At 58.3% G+C, this 21,501-nt stretch carries 16 protein-coding genes; 6 read left to right on the top strand and 10 right to left on the bottom strand.

Translation table 11 applies throughout. From position 1 onward, the window contains the following. Positions 1-4 precede the first annotated feature (4 nt). Positions 5-244 carry a [Fe-S]-dependent transcriptional repressor FeoC gene (feoC, locus tag ACLH1I_RS20060; RefSeq protein ID WP_004202151.1) on the top strand — a complete coding sequence of 80 codons (240 nt, stop codon included), beginning with the start codon at positions 5-7 and terminating at the stop codon, positions 242-244. A gap of 87 nt (positions 245-331) precedes the next feature. Here feoC and ACLH1I_RS20065 read toward each other — a convergent pair whose 3' ends face one another. Both ACLH1I_RS20065 and bioH read right to left on the bottom strand, forming a co-directional pair. Then, a complete protein-coding gene (locus tag ACLH1I_RS20065; RefSeq protein ID WP_004202149.1) occupies positions 332-601 on the bottom strand; it encodes a YdgH/BhsA/McbA-like domain containing protein in 270 nt (89 codons plus the stop codon). Between the two features lie 120 nt (positions 602-721). Further along, on the bottom strand, positions 722-1,495 hold the full coding sequence (gene bioH / locus ACLH1I_RS20070; protein ID WP_004202147.1) for a pimeloyl-ACP methyl ester esterase BioH: 774 nt from the start codon (positions 1,493-1,495) through the stop codon (positions 722-724). 39 nt (positions 1,496-1,534) lie between these two features. Between bioH and gntX the strand changes: the two genes are divergently transcribed. The 3 genes from gntX to gntT all read left to right on the top strand — a co-directional run bounded on the left by gntX (position 1,535) and on the right by gntT (position 4,496). Then, positions 1,535-2,209 carry a DNA utilization protein GntX gene (gene gntX, locus ACLH1I_RS20075; protein WP_114466001.1) on the top strand — a complete coding sequence of 225 codons (675 nt, stop codon included), beginning with the start codon at positions 1,535-1,537 and terminating at the stop codon, positions 2,207-2,209. 58 nt (positions 2,210-2,267) lie between these two features. Further along, on the top strand, positions 2,268-2,843 hold the full coding sequence (nfuA, locus tag ACLH1I_RS20080; RefSeq protein WP_004202143.1) for a Fe-S biogenesis protein NfuA: 576 nt from the start codon (positions 2,268-2,270) through the stop codon (positions 2,841-2,843). A gap of 336 nt (positions 2,844-3,179) precedes the next feature. Next, positions 3,180-4,496 carry a gluconate transporter gene (gntT, locus tag ACLH1I_RS20085; RefSeq protein ID WP_004202142.1) on the top strand — a complete coding sequence of 439 codons (1,317 nt, stop codon included), beginning with the start codon at positions 3,180-3,182 and terminating at the stop codon, positions 4,494-4,496. Between the two features lie 102 nt (positions 4,497-4,598). On the opposite strand, the gene malQ is transcribed toward gntT, so the two are convergent. Next, a complete protein-coding gene (gene malQ / locus ACLH1I_RS20090) occupies positions 4,599-6,692 on the bottom strand; it encodes a 4-alpha-glucanotransferase (RefSeq protein WP_004202141.1) in 2,094 nt (697 codons plus the stop codon). Between the two features lie 10 nt (positions 6,693-6,702). Continuing rightward, positions 6,703-9,093, bottom strand: a complete 2,391-nt coding sequence (malP, locus tag ACLH1I_RS20095; RefSeq protein WP_032456685.1) for a maltodextrin phosphorylase — start codon at positions 9,091-9,093, stop codon at positions 6,703-6,705. A gap of 624 nt (positions 9,094-9,717) precedes the next feature. On the opposite strand from malP, the gene malT reads away from it, so the two are divergent. Next, a complete protein-coding gene (malT, locus tag ACLH1I_RS20100; protein ID WP_151629249.1) occupies positions 9,718-12,423 on the top strand; it encodes an HTH-type transcriptional regulator MalT in 2,706 nt (901 codons plus the stop codon). A 15-nt stretch (positions 12,424-12,438) separates the two neighbouring features. Here the strand turns inward: malT and ACLH1I_RS20105 are convergent, their stop codons facing one another. Genes ACLH1I_RS20105 through glpE form a run of 3 tightly spaced genes read right to left on the bottom strand, consistent with a single transcriptional unit; the run spans position 12,439 to position 14,457 of the window. Next, positions 12,439-13,197, bottom strand: coding sequence for a DeoR/GlpR family transcriptional regulator (locus ACLH1I_RS20105; protein ID WP_002920548.1), 759 nt, complete (start codon positions 13,195-13,197; stop codon positions 12,439-12,441). A 49-nt stretch (positions 13,198-13,246) separates the two neighbouring features. Then, positions 13,247-14,077: a rhomboid family intramembrane serine protease GlpG gene (glpG, locus tag ACLH1I_RS20110; RefSeq protein ID WP_004151408.1), complete on the bottom strand. Its 831-nt coding sequence runs from the start codon at positions 14,075-14,077 to the stop codon at positions 13,247-13,249. A 50-nt stretch (positions 14,078-14,127) separates the two neighbouring features. After that, positions 14,128-14,457, bottom strand: a complete 330-nt coding sequence (gene glpE, locus ACLH1I_RS20115) for a thiosulfate sulfurtransferase GlpE (protein ID WP_004202138.1) — start codon at positions 14,455-14,457, stop codon at positions 14,128-14,130. Between the two features lie 204 nt (positions 14,458-14,661). Between glpE and glpD the strand changes: the two genes are divergently transcribed. Further along, on the top strand, positions 14,662-16,170 hold the full coding sequence (gene glpD, locus ACLH1I_RS20120) for a glycerol-3-phosphate dehydrogenase (RefSeq protein WP_004202136.1): 1,509 nt from the start codon (positions 14,662-14,664) through the stop codon (positions 16,168-16,170). A gap of 89 nt (positions 16,171-16,259) precedes the next feature. Here the strand turns inward: glpD and glgP are convergent, their stop codons facing one another. From glgP to glgC, 3 genes are read right to left on the bottom strand one after another with little or no spacing between them, the layout of a single operon-like run. Continuing rightward, positions 16,260-18,707 carry a glycogen phosphorylase gene (glgP, locus tag ACLH1I_RS20125; RefSeq protein ID WP_004202135.1) on the bottom strand — a complete coding sequence of 816 codons (2,448 nt, stop codon included), beginning with the start codon at positions 18,705-18,707 and terminating at the stop codon, positions 16,260-16,262. Between the two features lie 17 nt (positions 18,708-18,724). After that, positions 18,725-20,158: a glycogen synthase GlgA gene (gene glgA, locus ACLH1I_RS20130; RefSeq protein ID WP_004202133.1), complete on the bottom strand. Its 1,434-nt coding sequence runs from the start codon at positions 20,156-20,158 to the stop codon at positions 18,725-18,727. Further along, positions 20,158-21,453, bottom strand: coding sequence for a glucose-1-phosphate adenylyltransferase (gene glgC / locus ACLH1I_RS20135; protein WP_002920566.1), 1,296 nt, complete (start codon positions 21,451-21,453; stop codon positions 20,158-20,160). The genes glgA and glgC overlap by 1 nt, the downstream gene beginning before the upstream one ends. Positions 21,454-21,501 lie beyond the last annotated feature (48 nt).

Here is a 21,501-nt window from a genome sequence, read left to right on the forward strand (position 1 = left end):
AGCGGTGGCGTCGTTAATGGAAGTCCGCGATATGCTGGCCCTGCAGGGCCGCATGGAGGCGAAACAGCTCAGCGCCCGCCTGCGGACGCCTCAGCCGCTGATTGACGCCATGCTCGAACGCATGGAAGCCATGGGCAAGGTGGTACGGATCAGCGAAACGAGCGAAGGCTGCCTCTCCGGCAGCTGTAAAAGCTGTCCTGAAGGGAAAGCGGCGTGCCAGCAGGAGTGGTGGGCGCTGCGATGAAGGGAGTAAGGCCAGCCAGCGCCATGGGGTAAAACGAGTGTGACAGCAGAGAAAAACGGGCCAACAGGCCCGTTTTTTATGACTGGATTATTTATACACGTCAGCGTTAGCGTGAACGGTTTTTTCGTTTTTCTGCCCGGCAATCACCACAAAATATTTTCCACCCAGCTCATCAGCTTTTTTCGACAGATCGCGTCGGGCGTCCATCGGCGAGGTCGTCCTTGAGGTCGTGATGCTGCCGACCTTGGTCAGATTCATCTTCGCCACGTCCTCTTTTTGGATCTCTTTCGCTGCGAATGCGCCAAAAGACAGACAGCCAATCACCAGAGATGCAACCATTCCTGTAACAAGTTTCATAGCCTCTACTCTCCATTAGGTTGTTATTGTAGGTCACGGTGGCGGAATGAAATAATCAACCACCGTAACAACCTAAGTATTGCTGTGAATGGCCCTTTTACCATGGCGCGGCAAAAAAAATTACCCCAGCCGTTTTTTCAGCGCCATCAGCGGCTCGCAAAAGGCCGCGGGATGGGAAACAAATGGCGCATGCGCTGCCTTGTCAAAGAGAATTGACTCGCTTTCCGGCCATAGCTTATCCAGCAGCGGGACAATCTTGCGCGGCACCAACCCGTCCAGTCGACCATACAGCCGCAGAAACGGCATCGGCAGCCCGACCAGCGCCTGGCGCAGATCGACGGTTCTGAGGATCTCCAGACCGCCGTTCAGCGCCTCAGCGGAAGGCATCGGCAGCGAGAGCACCGCCTGCTTTAACGCCCGCGCATCCTGACGGGCGCTCTCCGTTCCCATGGTTTGCAGTGCGAGGAACCGCTCGACGGTGCGCTGGAAATCCTCGCTCAGCTGCTGCTGAAATCCGGCCAGCACCTCCGGCTTGATGCCGGGCCAGTCCTCATGAGCCGCGAAACAGGGGGAAGAGGCAACCGTTACCAGCGCCTGCACCCGTTGCGGACGCATAATCGCGACCTGGCTGGCCACCAGCCCGCCCAGGCTCCAGCCCAGCCACACCGCCTGAGGCGGAGCCTGCTCCAGCACCCGCTGCGCCATCGCCTCCAGCGACATCGCCCCAAACCCGCCGCTACGGCCATAGCCAGGCAGGTCCACCAGGTGAAGGGTAAAATGCGAAGCCAGCTGCGGCGTGATGCAATCCCAGACCTGAGCGTTCAGTCCCCAACCGTGCAGCAGCACAAGATGACAATCACCTTCGCCGATTGTTTGCCACCAGATGTCGTTCATCCGTTACCGTTCTCTTTTTTACTGGACAGAAGGCCAAATATGCTAACAGCACACAGCTTATGCTGGCTATGCCAAATGCCGCTGGCGGTCGCCCGCTGGGGGATCTGCTCTCGCTGCAGCCGCGCCCTGCTCGCCTGCCCCCCGCTCTGCCCGCAGTGCGGCCTGCCGGCGGCAATGTCCCGGCATCCCTGCGGCCGCTGCCTGCAAAAGCAGCCGCCCTGGCATCGAATGGTGGCGGTCAATGACTATCGTTCGCCGCTGAGCGACCTGGTGAGGCAGCTGAAGTTTCACCATCGTCCGGAACTGGGCCCCGCCCTGGCGCGCCTGCTGCTGCTGCGCCTTAAACAGCGCGACGATTTGCCGCCGGTAGACGCGCTGGTCGGCGTGCCGCTGTGGCATCGCCGCCGCTGGCGCCGGGGTTATAATCAGTGCGATGAGCTGTGCCGACCGTTGGCCCGCTGGCGTGGGTGCGTCTGGCGTCGCGACGGCCTGACGCGCCAGCGAGCGGGCGCCGTGCAGCATTCGCTCAATGCCCGCCTGCGCAGGCAGAACCTGAAAAATGCCTTTCAGCTTGAATTTGCCGTCCAGGGACTCCATATCGCTCTGGTGGATGATGTCGTCACGACCGGCAGCACCGTCGCCGAGATATCCCGCCTGCTTTTGCGAAACGGCGCCGCGACGGTTCAGGTATGGTGTATATGCCGTACCTTGTAGACCCCCGCTGATGGGCGTATTATAACCCAGTAAAATAGTCAACTATTAGGCCAACGCTATGATCCGTATTTCCGATGCTGCACAAGCGCACTTTGCCAAACTGCTGGCAAATCAGGAAGAAGGGACGCAAATTCGCGTATTTGTGATTAATCCCGGCACCCCAAACGCTGAGTGCGGCGTATCCTACTGCCCACCGGATGCGGTGGAAGACACCGACACGGCGCTGAAATTTGAACAGCTGACCGCCTATGTCGATGAGCTCAGCGCGCCCTATCTGGAAGACGCTGAAATTGATTTCGTCACCGACCAGCTTGGCTCGCAGCTGACCCTGAAAGCGCCGAACGCCAAAATGCGCAAAGTCGCTGACGATGCCCCGCTGATGGAGCGCGTCGAGTACCTGCTGCAGTCGCAGATTAACCCGCAGCTGGCCGGCCACGGCGGTCGCGTGTCGCTGATGGAGATCACCGACGACGGTCTGGCTATCCTGCAGTTCGGCGGCGGATGCAATGGCTGCTCGATGGTCGACGTAACCCTGAAAGAAGGTATTGAAAAACAGCTGCTGAACGAGTTTCCAGAGCTGAAAGGGGTTCGCGATCTGACCGAGCACCAGCGCGGCGAGCACTCCTACTACTAAGCCTTTCCTCCGGCGGCACCCTGTCGCCGGCTCTCGTTGCTCCTTTCTGTGTTACCGCGCAACATCTCCCACTAAACGACCGGCAAAAACCGGGGAAAGAGTATGACTTAAGTCTCATATTTAACATTTTCCCCGGTCAGGTGATTCTCAACCCTCACATGTTACCCGTATCATCCATTTCAGGCACCACCGGCAAAAAAATAGCCAGCTATCCTTTCTCTGGGTAAGGATAATGCAAGCGTTTACGGTGCCAGACTATTTTGCTCCCTGACGGAGCGGATGCTCTACAGGTTCAAACTTTGACGTTACCCATAACAAATTAAGGCCAGGTAAATCATGCCATTAGTCATCGTTGCTATCGGGGTTGCCCTGTTATTGCTGTTAATGATCCGTTTCAAAATGAACGGCTTCATTGCGCTGGTTCTGGTGGCGCTCGCCGTCGGATTAATGCAGGGTATGCCACTGGATAAAGTGATCGTTTCCATCAAAAACGGCGTTGGCGGCACCCTTGGCAGCCTCGCGCTGATCATGGGCTTCGGCGCTATGCTCGGTAAGCTGCTGGCAGACTGCGGCGGCGCTCAGCGTATCGCCACCACGCTTATCAATAAGTTCGGTAAGAAGCATATTCAATGGGCGGTGGTCCTGACCGGCTTCACCGTCGGTTTCGCCCTGTTCTATGAAGTGGGCTTCGTACTGATGCTGCCGCTGGTGTTTACCATCGCCGCCTCGGCCCGTATTCCGCTGCTGTACGTCGGCGTACCGATGGCCGCCGCGCTCTCCGTCACCCATGGCTTCCTGCCGCCGCACCCGGGTCCGACCGCGATCGCCACCATCTTCCACGCCGATATGGGTAAGACGCTGCTCTATGGCACCATTCTGGCTATCCCGACGGTTATTCTCGCCGGCCCGGTTTTCGCCCGTTTCCTGAAAGGCATTGATAAGCCGATCCCGGAAGGCCTGCATAACCCGAAAGTGTTCACTGAAGAAGAGATGCCTGGCTTTGGCGTCAGCGTCTGGACCTCGCTGGTTCCGGTGATCCTGATGGCGATGCGCGCCGTGGCCGAGATGATCCTGCCGAAGGGCCACGCCTTCCTGCCGATTGCCGAATTCTTCGGCGACCCGGTCATGGCCACCCTGATTGCGGTACTGATCGCCCTGTTCACCTTCGGTTTGAACCGCGGCCGCTCCATGGAGCAGATCAACGATACCCTGACCTCTTCTATTAAAATCATCGCCATGATGCTGTTGATCATCGGCGGCGGCGGCGCCTTCAAACAGGTGCTGGTGGATAGCGGCATGGATAAATACATCGCTTCTATCATGCACGAATCGAATATGTCTCCGCTGTTTATGGCATGGTCCATCGCCGCGGTACTGCGTATCGCGCTGGGTTCGGCGACCGTTGCCGCCATCACCGCGGGCGGGATCGCCGCGCCGCTGATCGCCACCACCGGTGTCAGCCCGGAGCTGATGGTTATCGCGGTCGGCTCCGGCAGCGTTATCTTCTCCCACGTGAACGATCCGGGCTTCTGGCTGTTCAAAGAGTACTTTAACCTGACCATCGGCGAGACCATCAGGTCCTGGTCGGTGCTGGAAACCATTATCTCGGTCTGCGGCCTGGTAGGCTGTCTGCTGCTGGGGATGGTGGTCTAAGGTTACTCCCGCCACAGAAAAAGGCCGGTCCGCATGATGCGGACCGGCCTTTTTTATCGGACATCCTCTTCGCCGCGCAGAGGAGCGCGCGGCGGGGAGTCATCAGGAGGCGGCTTTTTTGCTCGCCGCCTTGCGCCGTTTATCCAGATCCTTAATCAGCTTATTGACCTGTTCATCGGCAAACATCTGCTCAAGGGTGACGGAAAGCTTCCGGCGCCAGTTCGGGTACTCGGTGCTGGTGCCCGGAATATTGACCGGCGACGCCATCTCCAGCCAGTCTTCCGGCTGCAGGCCCAGCAGGGCGCTGTTGCTGTCGGCAATATAACGTTGCATCCCCCGGTTGAGGATCCCCGTCATGCTCATCAGGGAGGCCTTATGACCGGCACGCTTGGGCAGACAGCCGTACTTATGCAGCGCATCCAGCAGCCCTTGTTTCGCCAGCTCACGGTCCTGGTACAGCCCGCGCAGCACCACCTCATCAGGATAGAGACCCAGCGCTTTACCTAACGTCAGATCGCCGCTTTCCCAGTAGCCGCGGAGGGTGGGCAGGTCGTGCGTCGTCGCCACAGCCATTGATTGCTCCGGGTACAGCGCCGGCGCGCGGAACGTTTTCTCTGCATCGCTCTCAAAATAGAGCACCTTATAAGAATAGACGCCGCTGTTGCGTAACTTGCTGACGATCTCCACCGGTACCGTGCCCAGATCTTCGCCGATCACCATGCAGCGATGACGCTGGCTTTCCAGCGCCAGAAGCGACAGCAGATCGTCGACGGGATACTGAACGTAAGCGCCATGGTCGGCGGTTTCACCATAGGGGATCCACCACAGACGCAGCACCGACATCACGTGATCGATGCGCAACGCGCCGCAGTTCTGCATATTGGCGCGCAGCAGGTCGATAAACGGCTCATAGGCGCGAGCGGCAATAATATGCGGATCCATCGGCGGCAGGCCCCAGTTCTGGCCCAGCGGACCCAGAATATCCGGCGGCGCGCCCACGGAGGCTTTCAGGCAGTACAGCTCACGGTCGCACCAGGTCTCCGAGCCGCCTTCGGCGACGCCCACCGCCAGATCGCGGTAGAGGCCGATCGGCATCCCATCGCGCTGGCTGGTTTCCCAGCAGGCGGCAAACTGGCTCCAGGCCAGCCACTGCAGCCAGAGATAGAAACTGACGTCGTCCTCATGCTCGACGCAGAAGGCTTTCACCTCCGGGCTGTCGATATCCTGAAAGGCCTTCGGCCAGGCCGGCCAGCCCCAACGCAGCGGGTCCTGTTGAACCTGCCAGGCGTGCAGCGCATCGAAAGCGGCCTGCCAGTAAAGGCTTTCCCCTTCACGCAGAACAAACTCGCGGAACGCCGTCATCTGCTCATCTTCACGACGAGAGAATCGTTGCCACGCCATACGCAGCGCGGTCATTTTCAGCGTGGTGACCGCGGTATAGTCCACATCATCCGTTTGCCGCGCCGCCTGCAAGGCCTGCTGCGTCGCTGCGGACTGCCACCACGCCTGCGCCTCTTCGCTATGCTGGAAATCGTCAACCGCATTGACGTCGATGTAGATAACGTTCAGCCAGCGACGTGAAGACGGGCTATAGGGGCTGGCGCTCTCCGGGTTCGCCGGATAGAGGGCATGGATCGGGTTGAGACCAATAAACGACCCGCCGCGGCGGGCGATTTCCGGCAGCATAGCGCGCAGATCGCCAAAATCGCCGATCCCCCAGTTTTTCTCCGAACGCAGGGTATACAGCTGCACGCAGGTGCCCCACAGCTTTTTCCCCTCTTTCAGCGGCTGCGGCTCATAGCAGCGGGCCGGGGCGACGATGGTCCGGCAGTGCCAGCGCTCCCCCTCCTGGGTGAGCGTCAGGGAGTGATACCCCTCCGGCAGTTTGGCCGGCAGCGGCAGCGTCTCGCCGCCGCGGGTTTTACCCTGATACTGCTTACCGTCCTCAGTGGTCAGGATCCACTGATACTCACCGCGTCCTGCCACCGGCAGCGACATTTTTTTGCCGTGGGTGAAGATCTTCACGTTCGGCAGCGGGTTTACCGCCACTTTCGTGGCGGCGGTTGAGCGATGCATCGCATCCAGTAGACGCTGTTTGGTGACAGCCGCGATAGACTGCGGCTTGCCGTGCGCGTTGATATAGCTGGGGCTGATGCCCGCCGCCAGCGCGGCATTATCGAGGCGTTTACTCTCCATAGGCCTTCCTTTAGCGTTTCGCCTGCCAGATACGTTGCTGATAATCGCGGATCGAGCGGTCGGAGCTGAACATGCCGCAGCGCGCGGTGTTGAGAATTGTCGCGCGGGTCCAGGCCTCCTGGTCGCGATACAGCTCATCTACCCGTTTTTGCGCCGCCACGTAGGCTTCGAAATCGGCCAGCACCAGATACGGGTCGCCGCCCTGCAGCAGGCTGTGCAGCATCTGGTCGAAGGCATGCTTGTCGCCGTTGCTATAGGTGCCGTTCTCCAGCTCCTTAAGCACCGCATCAAGCAGTTTGTCTTTTTTACGCCATTTCAGCGGATCGTAGCCTTTCGCTTTCAGAGCTTTCACTTCTTCTACCGTGTGGCCGAAGATAAAGATGTTCTCTTCACCGACCTGCTCGGCGATTTCCACGTTGGCGCCATCCAGCGTCCCGACGGTCAGCGCGCCATTCAGCGCCAGTTTCATGTTGCCGGTGCCAGAGGCTTCTTTGCCCGCGGTGGAGATCTGCTCGGAGATATCTGCCGCCGGGATCAGTTTTTCCGCAGCCGAAACACAGTAGTCCGGCAGGAAGACCACTTTCAGCTTATCGCCGACTTTCGGGTCGTTGTTGATCGCTTCCGCTACCTTGTTGATGGCGAAAATAATGTTCTTCGCCAGATAGTAGCCCGGCGCCGCTTTCGCGCCGAACAGGAAGACGCGCGGTACGCGATCGGCCTGCGGGTTTTCGCGGATCTCTTTGTACAGCGCAAGGATATGCAGCAGGTTGAGGTGCTGACGCTTGTACTCGTGCAGACGTTTGATCTGAATGTCGAAAATCGCCTGCGGGTTGATCTCAATCCCGGTACGCTGCTTCACAAACTCGGCCAGATGAACTTTGTTGGCCTGCTTAATATCGCGATAGGTCTGACGGAATGCCGCATCGTCAGCGTATTTTTCCAGATTGATCAGCTGGTCAAGGTCATTGGCCCACTCTTTTTTCAGCGTCTCATCCAGCAGCGTGGCCAGCGCCGGGTTGCACTGCTTGATCCAGCGGCGCGGCGTGATGCCGTTGGTCACGTTATGGAATTTGTTCGGCCACAGCTGGCTATATTCCGGGAACAGATCTTTCACCACCAGGTCCGAGTGCAGCGCCGCTACGCCGTTGACGGCAAAACCGCCCACCACGCACATATTGGCCATCCGCACCTGCTTGTTATGCACCACCGCCAGTTTCGCCCAGACCTGCTTATCGCCCGGCCAGGTTTTGTCCACCAGCAGTTTAAAGCGGTCGTTAATCTCTTTAATGATCTGCATATGGCGCGGCAGCAGCGCTTTCACCAGCTTCTCATCCCAGCACTCCAGCGCTTCCGGCATCAGGGTATGGTTGGTGTAAGCAAAGGTTTTGCTGGTGATCGCCCAGGCGTCATCCCAGCTCAACTGGTGCTCGTCGATCAGCACGCGCAGCAGCTCCGGGATGGCGATGGTCGGGTGCGTATCGTTCAGCTGGATCACTTCGTAATCCGCCAGCTCGGCCAGCTTGCGGCCTGCCAGATGATGACGACGCAGGATATCGGCCACTGAGCAAGCGCACTGGAAGTACTGCTGCATCAGGCGCAGTTTTTTACCGGCCTGATGGTTGTCGTTCGGGTACAGCACCTTGGTCAGTTTTTCCGCGTCGATGCCCTGCTGCTCGGCGCGCAGGAAATCGCCGTCGTTGAATTTGGTCAGGTTAAACGGATGAGCGTGTTTGGCCTGCCACAGACGCAGTGGCTGGGCGACGTTGTTGCGATAGCCTAGCACCGGCAGGTCCCAAGCTTCGCCGGTAATGACGAACGCCGGCTGCCACTCGCCGTTTTTACTGACTTTGCCGCCGATACCGACCTGGACATCCAGCGCGTCGTTATGGCGGAACCACGGGTAGCTGCTGCGCCCCCAGTCGTCCGGAGCTTCCTTCTGCTGGCCGTCGTCAAAGGACTGGCGGAACAGACCATACTGGTAATTGAGGCCGTAACCGGTCGCCGACTGCCCCACGGTCGCCATGGAGTCGAGGAAGCAGGCTGCCAGACGGCCCAGGCCGCCGTTACCCAGCGCCGGGTCGGTCTCTTCTTCCAGCAGATCGGTGAGGTTGACGTCATAGCCTTTCAGCGCGTCGCTCACGCCCTCGTACCAGCCCAGGTTGAGCAGGTTGTTGCCGGTCAGGCGGCCAATCAGAAACTCCATCGAGATGTAGTTAACGTGACGCTGTCCTTGCGCTGGTTTTGCCACCGGCTGCGCCGACAGAAGTTCCGCCAGCGCTCCGCTGACGGCGCGCCACCATTGACGCTGCGTCATCTCGGAAGCGGACTGTAAACCAAAACGCTGCCACTGACGCGTCAGTGCAGCCTGAAACTGAGCTTTGTTAAATGAAGTCTGTGACATAATGAGATCCGGGTCCTTTACTAAAACGATGGCGCTAGTGTGCCGACCTCCCGATTCATCGTCCTCATCCCGACGGGGATTAGACAGGGAGGAGTGCCGGGGATGAGCGAAAAGTGTGATCCTGACCACTATAGTGTGGGTGAGAAGGCCAAAATATGCTGTAAAAATCACCGCAGTATGACAGTCGAGATGCCATTTCTGCCGACCAAAAATTTGTTACAGGCCAATACGCGGCAAAAATTTTCCCGCCCTTCGCAGGGTTATTAAAAAAATAAATAGAGACCTCCGGGAAAATAAGCACATTTCATCACATTAACCCGCAAAAAAGATTACTTCTAAGAAATCACTGACAATAATTTAATAAAAACAAACAACTACTTCAGACATAAAATTAATCTCTCCCCGCTCCGCTCACCACCGGCTAAAAACCGCTGATGACGAGTCCTGCCTGCGATTTTTCCCCATTCGCAACCAATGTCGAAATTTGTGACATAGAGCAAATTCAAGAGCATAAACTTCGGACATAACTTGCAATAAATTTCATAATCACCGACCTTATTAGATATTAATTACGAAGCGCAAAAAAAATCGCAACCTCTCTCTTGCACAGCGAAATGTAGAACTATGTTGATTCCGTCCAAATTAAGTCGTCCGGTCCGCCTTGAACACACCGTGGTTCGTGAGCGTTTACTGGCGAAACTTTCCGGCGCGAACAATTATCGTCTCGTGCTGATCACCAGTCCTGCCGGGTACGGTAAAACAACGCTCATTTCTCAGTGGGCCGCAGGTAAAAACGATCTTGGGTGGTTTTCGCTGGACGAAGGCGACAACCAGCAGGAGCGTTTTGCCAGTTATCTGATCGCGGCGATCCAGCAGGCCACCGGCAACCACTGCGCGGCCAGTGAAGCGATGGTGCAAAAGCGCCAGTACGCCAGCCTCTCCTCTCTTTTTGCGCAGCTGTTTATTGAACTCGCCGACTGGCAGCGCCCGCTGTACCTCGTCATTGATGATTACCATCTGATCAATAATCCGGTGATCCATGACGCGATGCGCTTTTTCCTCCGCCATCAGCCGGAGAATATGACCCTCGTGGTCCTGTCGCGGAACCTGCCGCAGCTGGGGATTGCCAACCTGCGCGTCCGCGATCAGCTGCTGGAGATTGGCAGCCAGCAGCTGGCCTTTACCCACCAGGAAGCGAAACAATTTTTCGACTGCCGTCTGACGTCGCCTATCGAAGCCGACGACAGCAGCCGGCTGTGCGACGACGTCGCCGGGTGGGCCACCGCGCTGCAGCTCATCGCCCTCTCCGCCCGCCAGAATAACTCCTCCGCCCAACACTCCGCCCGCCGACTCGCCGGGATTAACGCCAGCCATCTGTCGGATTATCTGGTGGATGAAGTGCTGGATAACGTCGACGCCCGCACGCGCAACTTTTTGCTGAAGAGTTCGCTGCTGCGCTCAATGAACGACGCGTTAATCGTTCGCGTCACCGGCGAAGAGAATGGCCAGATGCAGCTGGAGGAGATCGAACGTCAGGGGCTGTTCCTGCAGCGGATGGATGATTCCGGCGAATGGTTCCGCTATCACCCGCTGTTTGGCAGTTTCCTGCGCCAGCGCTGTCAGTGGGAGCTGGCGGTTGAACTGCCGGAGATCCACCGCGCCGCGGCGGAGAGCTGGATGGCGCAAGGCTTCCCCAGCGAGGCTATCCACCATGCGCTGGCGGCCGGCGATGCCAAAATGCTGCGCGATATCTTGCTCAATCACGCCTGGGGCATGTTTAACCATAGCGAACTGGGTCTGCTGGAGCAGTCGCTGTCGGCGCTGCCCTGGTCAAATCTGCTGGAAAATCCACGCCTGATCCTGCTGCAGGCCTGGCTGATGCAGAGCCAGCATCGCTACAGCGAAGTCAACACCCTGCTGGCGCGCGCCGAGCAGGAGATGAGCGTCGAAATGGATACCGCGATGCATGGCGATTTCAACGCCCTGCGCGCGCAGGTGGCGATTAACGACGGCGACCAGGACGAAGCGGAACGTCTGTCGATGGTGGCTCTGGAAGAACTGCCGCTGGCCAACTATTACAGCCGCATCGTCGCCACCTCGGTACATGGCGAAGTCCTCCACTGTAAGGGTAAACTGACCAAATCTCTCGCCGTGATGCAGCAGACCGAACAGATGGCCCGCCGTCACGACGTGTGGCATTACGCCCTGTGGAGCATCATTCAGCAAAGCGAAATTCTGTTCGCCCAGGGCTTCCTGCAGGCCGCCTGGGAGAGCCAGGAGAAAGCCTTTCAGCTGGTACGCGAACAGCATCTTGAGCAGTTGCCGATGCATGAGTTCCTGTTGCGCATCCGCTCTCAGCTGCTGTGGGCATGGGCGCGCCTCGACGAAGCTGAAGCCTGCGCCCGTCAGGGGATGGAGGTCCTCTCAACTTATCAACCACAGCAGCAGCTGCAGTGCCTGGCGCTCATGGTGCAATGCTCGCTGGCGCGCGGCGATCTGGATAATGCCCGCAGCCACCTGAACCGACTGGAAAACCTGCTCGGTAATGGTCGCTATCACAGCGACTGGGTCTCCAACGCCGACAAGGTGCGGGTGATCTACTGGCAGATGACCGGCGATAAAACCGCGGCGGCCAACTGGCTGCGCCAGACGCCGAAGCCGGAATTCGCCAATAACCACTTCCTGCAGAGCCAATGGCGCAATATTGCCCGCGCGCAGATCCTGCTGGGCGATTTCGAACCCGCGGAAATGGTGCTGGAAGAGCTGAACGAAAATGCGCGTTCGCTGCGTTTGATGAGCGATCTCAACCGCAACCTGCTGCTGCTCAACCAGCTGTACTGGCAGGCAGGACGCAAGAGCGAAGCGCAGAAAGCCCTGCTGGAAGCCCTGACGCTCGCCAACCGCACCGGCTTTATCAACCACTTTGTGATTGAGGGCGAGGCGATGGCCCAGCAGCTGCGCCAGCTGATCCAGCTGAACACCCTGCCGGAGCTGGAGCAGCATCGCGCCCAGCGTATTCTGCGCGACATCAACCAACATCATCGCCACAAATTCGCCCACTTTGACGAAGGGTTCGTCGAGCGGCTGCTGAATCACCCGGAGGTGCCAGAGCTTATCCGCACCAGCCCGCTGACCCAGCGCGAATGGCAGGTGCTTGGCTTAATCTATTCCGGCTACAGCAACGAGCAGATTGCCGGCGAGCTTGACGTGGCGGCCACCACCATCAAGACCCACATTCGCAATCTGTATCAGAAACTGGGCGTCGCCCACCGTCAGGACGCGGTGCAGCATGCCCAGCAGTTGCTTAAGATGATGGGATACGGCGTCTGACGACGCCGTTGCCGTTTAGCACAGCTCGAGCTGGAGGTTGTTATCGGTAATGACCTTCAGCACGCCCGCCGGGGGCAGCACGTCGGTATAGACCGCATCGACCATGCTGATGCTGCCCATGTTGACCATCGCGTTACGGCCAAACTTAGTATGGTCCACCACCAGCATCACGTGGCGTGAATTCTCAATGATCGCGCGCTTGGTGCGCACTTCATGATAATCAAACTCCAGCAGCGAGCCATCGCTGTCGACGCCGCTGATGCCGAGAATGCCGAAGTCGAGACGGAACTGCGAGATAAAGTCGAGGGTGGCTTCTCCGATGATCCCGCCGTCGCGGCTGCGCAGTTCGCCGCCGGCGAGAATAATGCGGAAGTCCTCTTTCACCATCAGCGTGTTGGCGACGTTAAGGTTATTGGTCACAATCCGCAGATCGTTGTGATCGAGCAGGGCGTGCGCCACCGCTTCCGGCGTGGTGCCGATATCGATAAACAGCGTCGCCCCGTCCGGGATCTCGCTGGCCACCCGCCGGGCGATACGCTCTTTCTCCGCCGTCTGGGTCGCTTTGCGATCGTGCCAGGAGGTGTTCACCGAGCTGGAGGGCAGCGCCGCGCCGCCGTGGTGGCGGAGGATCATTTTCTGTTCGGCTAAATCGTTCAGGTCGCGGCGGATGGTCTGCGGGCTGACCGCAAACTGCTCAACCAGCTCTTCCGTGCTGACGTAACCCTGTTTTTTTACCAGCTCGATAATGGCGTCATGACGTTGTGTTTGTTTCATGAAATATCCCTGGAAAAATGTCGCCTACCCGACCCCTGTCGGTAAGTCTTTATGCGCGTTTTCGCCCATGCAAGGTATCGACAAACGCCATCGCCAGACCGGTCGCCAGACCAGCCACGTGCGCGCCGTTGGCGATCGCCATGCCGAAAACATCAAACCAGCCAGCAATTAACCACACTAAAGAGAAGAGTATTAACCCGCGCTGCAGATAAATACCGCTCTGCGGATCGCGCTCGCCCCGCAGCCAGACATAGCCCATCAGCGCGTAGACCACGCCCGACAGGCCGCCAAACCACGGGCCGCTAAACTGGTGCTGCACAAAGCCGCTCAGCAGGGCGCTGATGACGGTGATCACCACCAGCTTGCCGCTGCCGATGCGCTTTTCCACCGCGCCGCCGAGATACCACCACCATAGCAGGTTGAAGAGAATATGCATCAGCGAGAAATGCATGAAAGCGTGGCTGAAATAGCGCCAGGCTTCGAACTGCAGCGAAGGATCGTAGGGCCAGGCCAGCCAAATCATCACCGGCTGATCGCCCAGCAGATTTTGCAGGATGAACACCGCGATGCAGATTAGCAGAATCGCCCAGGTGAACGGGCCGGCGTTATGCCGCAGCGTGGCAAAGAAAGGAAAGCGCTGATAGCGCAACCCGCTATTGGTCTGCCCGGACTGCCAGCTCGCCGCCAGATAGCGCGGGTCCGCCGGGTTTTCGAGAAAACGCGCCAGCTCAGCCCTGACGCGCCCGGCCTGGCTCTCATCAGCCAACCAGACGTCGCTCTGGGTGTGCTGCTGGATAGTCAGGATAATCCCCTGCGTCGCCATATAATCGACAAACGCCTGGGCCACGCGCGGGTTGGCAAAAGAGGTAATCATTAACATGCAGCGAATCGCTTATTCCACACAAAGGGAGATAGTATACCTGCCAGCCGTTAAAACGTCCCGTGCGCCACTTCCGCCGGGAAATGGCGATGCCAGGCGTCGAACCCGCCGTCAACGCTGTAGACCTTATCAAACCCCTGCTGCAGCAGATACTGCGCGGCGCCCTTGCTGCTGTTGCCGTGATAGCACATCACCATCACCGCCGTGTCAAAGTCGTGGTCACGCATAAACGCGCCCAGCGTATCGTTGGTCAGATGAAACGCGCCCGGCGTATGGCCCATCGCATAGCTTTGCGGATCGCGGATATCGACCAAAACCGCCGTCTGCTGATGCAGTTTCTGGTGCGCTTCTTCAACGTTGATACATTCAAACTGTTCCATGGTTCTCTTCTCTTTCTCGTCATGACGGGCGATGGCCGGCCCAATTTTACCCTGTAGTGTACCGTCAGGCGGTAAAGAAACGCCAATATGTTACACCCATCACTCCAAAATGTTTTTTTGATGTTACCAAAAGCGCGTTTGTTTGCTATAGTGAGCGATATCGAGCATTTGTGAGCTTAAACGAAAGTGTGAGAGGGTAAGAACGTGGAAACCAAAGATCTGATTGTGATAGGCGGAGGCATCAACGGTGCCGGTATCGCGGCAGATGCCGCCGGGCGTGGTTTATCCGTACTGATGCTGGAAGCGCGCGATCTCGCCTGCGCCACCTCCAGCGCCAGTTCCAAACTGATCCACGGCGGGCTACGCTACCTCGAACACTATGAGTTCCGCCTGGTCAGCGAAGCGCTGGCCGAACGCGAAGTGCTGTTAAAAATGGCCCCGCACATCGCCTTCCCGATGCGCTTTCGTCTCCCACATCGCCCGCATCTGCGTCCGGCATGGATGATCCGTATCGGCTTGTTTATGTACGATCATCTGGGCAAACGCACCAGCCTGCCGGGATCCACCGGTTTGCGTTTTGGCGCAGAATCGGTACTTAAGCCGGAAATTGTGCGCGGTTTCGAATATTCCGACTGCTGGGTCGACGATGCCCGCCTGGTGCTGGCCAACGCGCAGATGGTCGTCCGCAAAGGCGGCGAAGTACGCACCCGCACTCGCGCCATCTCGGCAAAACGAGAGAATGGCCTGTGGGTGGTGGAAGCGGAAGATATTGATAGCGGCGAGAAGTTTACCTGGAAGGCGCGCGGTCTGGTCAATGCCACCGGTCCATGGGTCAAACAGTTCTTCGACGAAGGGATGCATCTGCGCTCGCCTTACGGTATCCGCCTGATTAAGGGCAGCCACATCGTGGTGCCGCGGGTACATACCCAGAAGCAGGCCTACATTCTGCAAAACGAAGATAAACGTATTGTGTTTGTTATCCCGTGGATGGATGAGTTCTCGATCATCGGCACGACGGACGTCGAGTATAAGGGCGATCCGAAAGCGGTGGCCATTGATGATAAAGAGATTAATTACCTGCTGAACGTCTATAACGCGCACTTTAAAAAGACCCTCAGCCGGGACGATATCGTCTGGACCTACTCCGGCGTCCGTCCGCTGTGCGACGACGAGTCGGATTCGCCGCAGGCGATCACCCGCGACTACACGCTGGATATTCACGATGAGAACGGCCAGGCGCCGCTGCTCTCCGTCTTCGGCGGGAAGCTGACCACCTATCGCAAACTGGCCGAGCACGCGCTGGAAAAACTGACCCCTTATTACAAAGGGATCGGCCCGGCATGGACCAAAACCGCGGTGCTCCCCGGCGGCGATATCGGCGGCGACCGCGACGACTACGCGGCAAAACTGCGCCGTCGCTTCCCGTTCATCAGCGAATCACTGGCCCGCCATTATGCCCGCACCTACGGGAGCAACAGCGAGTGGATCCTGAAAGAAGCCAGCGCCCTGAGCGATCTGGGAGAAGATTTTGGCCATGAGTTTTATGAAGCCGAGCTGAAGTATCTGGTTGAGCATGAATGGGTGCGCAGCCTGGATGACGCCATCTGGCGCCGTACCAAACAGGGCATGTGGCTGAATGGCGAGCAGCAGGCGCGCATCAGCGAATGGCTGGCGCAGCATGCGGGAAAGTCTGAGCTGTCGTTAGCGTCGTAACGCTGCCCGGCGGAAACGCCTGAGGCCAGGTTCAACCGCAATAATGAAACAACGGGGCCAAATGGCCCCGTTGTGTTGCGTTGACTGGCTTACAGCCTTACCGGGTCGATATGCCAGATATATTTCGCGTACTCCTGGATCGTCCGGTCGGAAGAGAAGTAGCCCATGTTGGCAATATTCAGCATCGCCTTATAGGCCCACTCTTCCGGATGTTGATACAGCTCGTCGACGCGATCCTGGCAGTCCACATAGCTGCGATAGTCCGCCAGCACCTGGTAGTGGTCGCCAAAGTTAATCAGCGAATCCAGCAGGTCGCGGTAGCGCCCCGGTTCCGACGGGCTGAAAACGCCGGTACCGATCTGCGTCAGCGCCTGGTGAAGCTCTTCATCCTGCTCGTAGTATTCGCGCGGTTTATAGCCGCTGCGACGCAGCTCCTCCACCTCTTCCGCGGTGTTACCGAAGATAAAGATATTCTCTTCGCCCACGTGCTCCTGCATCTCCACGTTCGCCCCGTCGAGGGTGCCGATAGTCAGCGCGCCGTTAAGGGCAAACTTCATATTACTGGTGCCGGAAGCTTCCGTGCCTGCGAGGGAGATCTGTTCCGACAGGTCTGCTGCCGGAATGATCAGCTGCGCCAGGCTGACGCTGTAGTTGGGGATAAAGACCACCTTCAGCTTGTCGCCAATCTGCGGATCGTTATTGATCACCGCTGCCACATCGTTGATCAGGTGAATAATATGCTTGGCCATGTAGTAGGCTGAAGCCGCCTTACCGGCGAAAATATTCACCCGCGGCACCCACTCGGCCTGCGGATCGGCTTTGATCCGGTTATAGCGGGTAATAACGTGCAGCACATTCATCAGCTGGCGTTTGTACTCGTGAATGCGTTTGATCTGCACATCAAACAGCGCCTTCGGATTCACCACCACATTGAGCTGCTGCGCAATATAGCTGGCCAGCCGCTGTTTGTTTTCCAGTTTAGCCTGACGCACAGCCTGGTTGACCGTCGGATAGTCGATATGCTGCTTCAGCTCGTCAAGCTGGCTCAGATCGGTCCGCCAGGTGCGGCCGATATGCTCATCCAGCACTTTCGACAGCGGCGGGTTGGCCAGCGCCAGCCAGCGGCGCGGCGTGACGCCGTTGGTCACGTTGGTAAAGCGCATCGGGAAAATTTTAGCGAATTCGGCAAACAGCGACTCCACCATCAACCGGGAATGGAGCTCCGACACCCCGTTGACTTTGTGGCTGACCACCACCGCCAGCCAGGCCATCCGCACGCGACGGCCGTTGGACTCGTCAATGATCGAGGTACGGCTGAGCAGCGCGGTATCGTTGGGATACTGCTCCTGCAGAGTCTTGAGAAAGTAGTCGTTAATCTCAAAGATAATCTGCAGATGGCGCGGGAGAATTTTACCCAGCATATCCACCGGCCAGGTCTCGAGCGCTTCGCTCATCAGGGTATGGTTGGTATAGGAGAAGACCTGGCAGGTCACTTCGAACGCCTCGTCCCAGCTGAATTTATGCTCATCGATAAGCAGGCGCATCAGCTCCGGTATCGATAGCACCGGGTGGGTATCATTCAGATGAATGGCAATCTTGTCCGCCAGGTTGTCATAGGTCTTATGCAACATGTAATGGCGGCTCAGGATATCCTGCACCGTGGCCGAGACGAGGAAATACTCCTGGCGCAGGCGCAGCTCGCGGCCGGAGTAGGTTGAGTCGTCCGGATAGAGCACGCGGGATACGTTTTCGGAGTGGTTCTTATCCTCGACCGCGGCGAAATAGTCACCCTGGTTGAACTTACCGAGGTTTATTTCGCTACTGGCCTGTGCGCTCCACAGACGCAGCGTGTTGGTGGCGTCAGTGTCAAAGCCGGGGATAATCTGGTCGTAGGCTTCGGCGATGATCTCTTCCGTCTCAATCCAACGGGTTTTCTTCCCCTCCTGCTGAATGCGGCCGCCGAAGCGCACTTTATAGCGGGTATTGTGGCGCTCAAACTCCCACGGGTTACCGTACTCCAGCCAATAGTCAGGGGACTCTTTTTGCCGGCCATCGACGATATTCTGTTTAAACATCCCGTAGTCGTAGCGGATCCCATAGCCGCGTCCCGGCAGGCCTAGCGCCGCCAGGGAGTCAAGGAAGCAGGCCGCCAGGCGGCCCAGACCGCCGTTGCCAAGCCCGGGGTCGTTCTCTTCATCGATCAGCTCTTCGAGATCGAGCCCCATCTCCGCCAGCGCGCTGCTCACATCGTCATAGATGCCGAGCGACAGCAGGGCATTCGAGAGGGTACGGCCGATCAGGAACTCCATCGACAGATAGTATACCTGGCGCACTTCCTGCGAGAGCTGCGCGCGGTTGGAGCGCAGCCAGCGCTCCACCATGCGATCGCGAACGGCAAACAGCGTGGCGTTAAGCCATTCATGCTTGTTGGCGATGGCCGGATCTTTACCGATGATAAACATCAGCTTATAGGCAATAGAATGCTTTAACGCCTCAACGCTCAGCGTCGGTGATGCATAGCTAAAGGGTACATTCATAACAATGACTCCAGTGGTTACATCAAGCGTTGATAAAGTTCGCGATAGGAGTTCGCGGCAACCTGCCAGCTAAAATCCATATTCATCGCCTGACGCTGCACATAGCGCCAGAGCGATGGGCGCGACCAGAGGACAAAGGCGCGACGAATAGCGCGCAGCAATGACAGCGCATTGCTGTCCTCAAAGACAAAACCTGTCGCCAGACCATCGGCAAGGTTCTCCAGCGAACTGTCTGAGACCGTGTCCGCCAGACCGCCGGTGCGGCGCACCAGCGGCAGCGTACCGTACTTCAGACCGTACAGCTGGGTCAGGCCGCAGGGTTCAAAGCGGCTCGGGACCAGAATGACGTCGGCGCCCCCCATAATGCGGTGGGAGAAGGCCTCATGGTAGCCAATCTGCACGCCCACTTTGCCTGGATGTTCGGCGGCGGCGGCGAGGAACCCTTCCTGCAGCACCGGATCGCCAGCGCCCAGCAGCGCCAGCTGGCCGCCCTGCTCAAGCAGGCCCGGCAGCGCTTCGAGCACCAGATCCAGCCCTTTCTGGCTGGTGAGACGGCTGACGACAGCAAACAGCGGCGCTTTATCATCGACCTTCAGGCCCATGGCGATCTGCAGCTGACGCTTGTTCTCCGCCTTCTCCTCCAGCGTGTCGCGATCGTAGCGCATCGGCAGCAGGAGGTCGTTTTGCGGGCTCCAGATACCGTCGTCAACGCCGTTGAGAATTCCCGACAGCCGCCCTTCATGATGGCGCTGACGCAGCAGCCCCTCCATGCCGTAGGCGTACTGCGGCTCGGTGATCTCGCGCGCGTAGGTCGGGCTCACCGCCGTAATATGATCGGCGTAGTAAAGACCGGCCTTCAGAAACGAGATCTGGCCGTTAAACTCGAGGCCATGCATGTTGTAAAACGACCACGGCAGTTCGATATCATTCATATGCCAGGAGTAAAACATCCCCTGGTACGCCAGGTTATGCACGGTAAAGACCGATTTAGCCGGGCGGCCGCGCGCCGCCAGGTAGGCCGGCGTCAGGCCGGCGTGCCAGTCGTGGGCATGGACCACATCCGGACGCCAGAATGGATCCAGTCCGCTGGCCATTTCGCTTCCCACCCAGCCCAGTAGCGCAAAGCGCAGAACGTTGTCGGTATAAGCGTGCTGGTTGGTATCGTGGTAAGGGCTCCCCGGCCGGTCATAGAGATGCGGGGCGTCTATCAGATAGATCCCCACGCCGTTAAAGTGGCCGTACAGCAGCGTGATCCGCCCGGCGAACGTATCCCGGCGGGTCACCACCTGGGCATCCACCACGCCGCGGCGGATATCAGGAAACGCCGGCAACAGCACGCGCGTATCGATACCCTCCGCGATTTGCGCCGCCGGCAGCGCGCCGATGACGTCCGCCAGACCGCCCGTCTTTAACAGCGGGAACATCTCAGAACATACATGTAAGACCTGCATTAGCGCTCCTGTTTGTGCCCCAATTTCCGCAGCATGTCGCGGGTCACCAGCACGATACCTTCCTCTGAGCGATAGAAGCGGCGTGCATCCTCTTCCGCGTTCTCACCAATCACCATACCTTCCGGGATGACGCAGGCGCGGTCAATCACGCAGCGACGCAGGCGGCATGAGCGCCCCACCCAGACATCTGGCAACAAGACTGCCGAATCAATGTTACAGAATGAGTTCACCCGCACGCGCGGGAACAGCACCGACTGCACCACCACCGACCCGGAGATAATGCACCCCCCGGAAACCAGCGAGTTCAGGGTCATGCCGTGGCTACCGGAGCGGTCCTGCACGAACTTCGCCGGCGGCAGCGATTCCATATGGGTACGGATCGGCCAGTTCTGGTCGTACATATCCAGCTCCGGCGTGACTGACGCCAGATCGAGGTTGGCCTTCCAGTAGGCTTCCAGCGTCCCCACGTCGCGCCAGTACGGCTCGGCGTTCGGGTCGGACTGAACGCAGGAGAGCGGGAAAGGATGTGCATAAGCCATGCCAGCTTCAGTGATCTTCGGAATGATGTCTTTGCCGAAATCATGGCTGGAGTTCTCGTTGCGATCGTCTTCTTCCAGCAGCTCATAAAGATAGGCGGCGTCAAAGACATAAATGCCCATGCTGGCCAGCGATTTGGTCGGGTCGGTCGGCATCGCCGGCGGGTTGGCGGGTTTCTCGACAAACTCAATGATCTTTTCGTTTTCGTCGACCGCCATGACGCCGAAGGCGGATGCCTCTTCAATGGGCACCGGCATGCAGGCCACGGTGCAACGCGCCCCTTTTTCGACATGGTCGATCAGCATGCGCGAGTAGTCCTGCTTATAAATATGGTCGCCCGCGAGGATCACCACGTACTCGGCCTTGTAGCGGCTGATGATATCCAGGTTCTGCGTCACCGCATCCGCCGTGCCGCGATACCAGTTTTCGCCGTGTACGCGCTGTTGAGCCGGCAGCAGATCGACAAACTCGTTCATCTCTTCGCTGAAGAAAGACCAGCCGCGCTGGATGTGCTGCACCAGCGTATGCGACTGATACTGGGTAATAACGCCGATGCGGCGGATCCCTGAGTTAATGCAGTTAGATAATGCGAAATCGATAATACGGAACTTGCCGCCGAAGTGAACGGCAGGTTTCGCACGCTTAATGGTGAGATCCTTAAGCCGGGTGCCACGGCCGCCCGCGAGGATCAACGCCACGGATTTGATGGGTAATTGACGCGCCAGCATCAGCGGATCGTTTTTTTCAAGCCTAACCATGATTAACTCCTTTTTACACCCCCGCTTTCCTGCTCATCCCGCCGCGCC

Origin of the sequence: Klebsiella sp. 1SOBk10mer, assembly GCF_046602535.1 — a bacterium.
GTDB classification, from domain to species: Bacteria; Pseudomonadota; Gammaproteobacteria; order Enterobacterales; family Enterobacteriaceae; genus Klebsiella; species Klebsiella quasipneumoniae.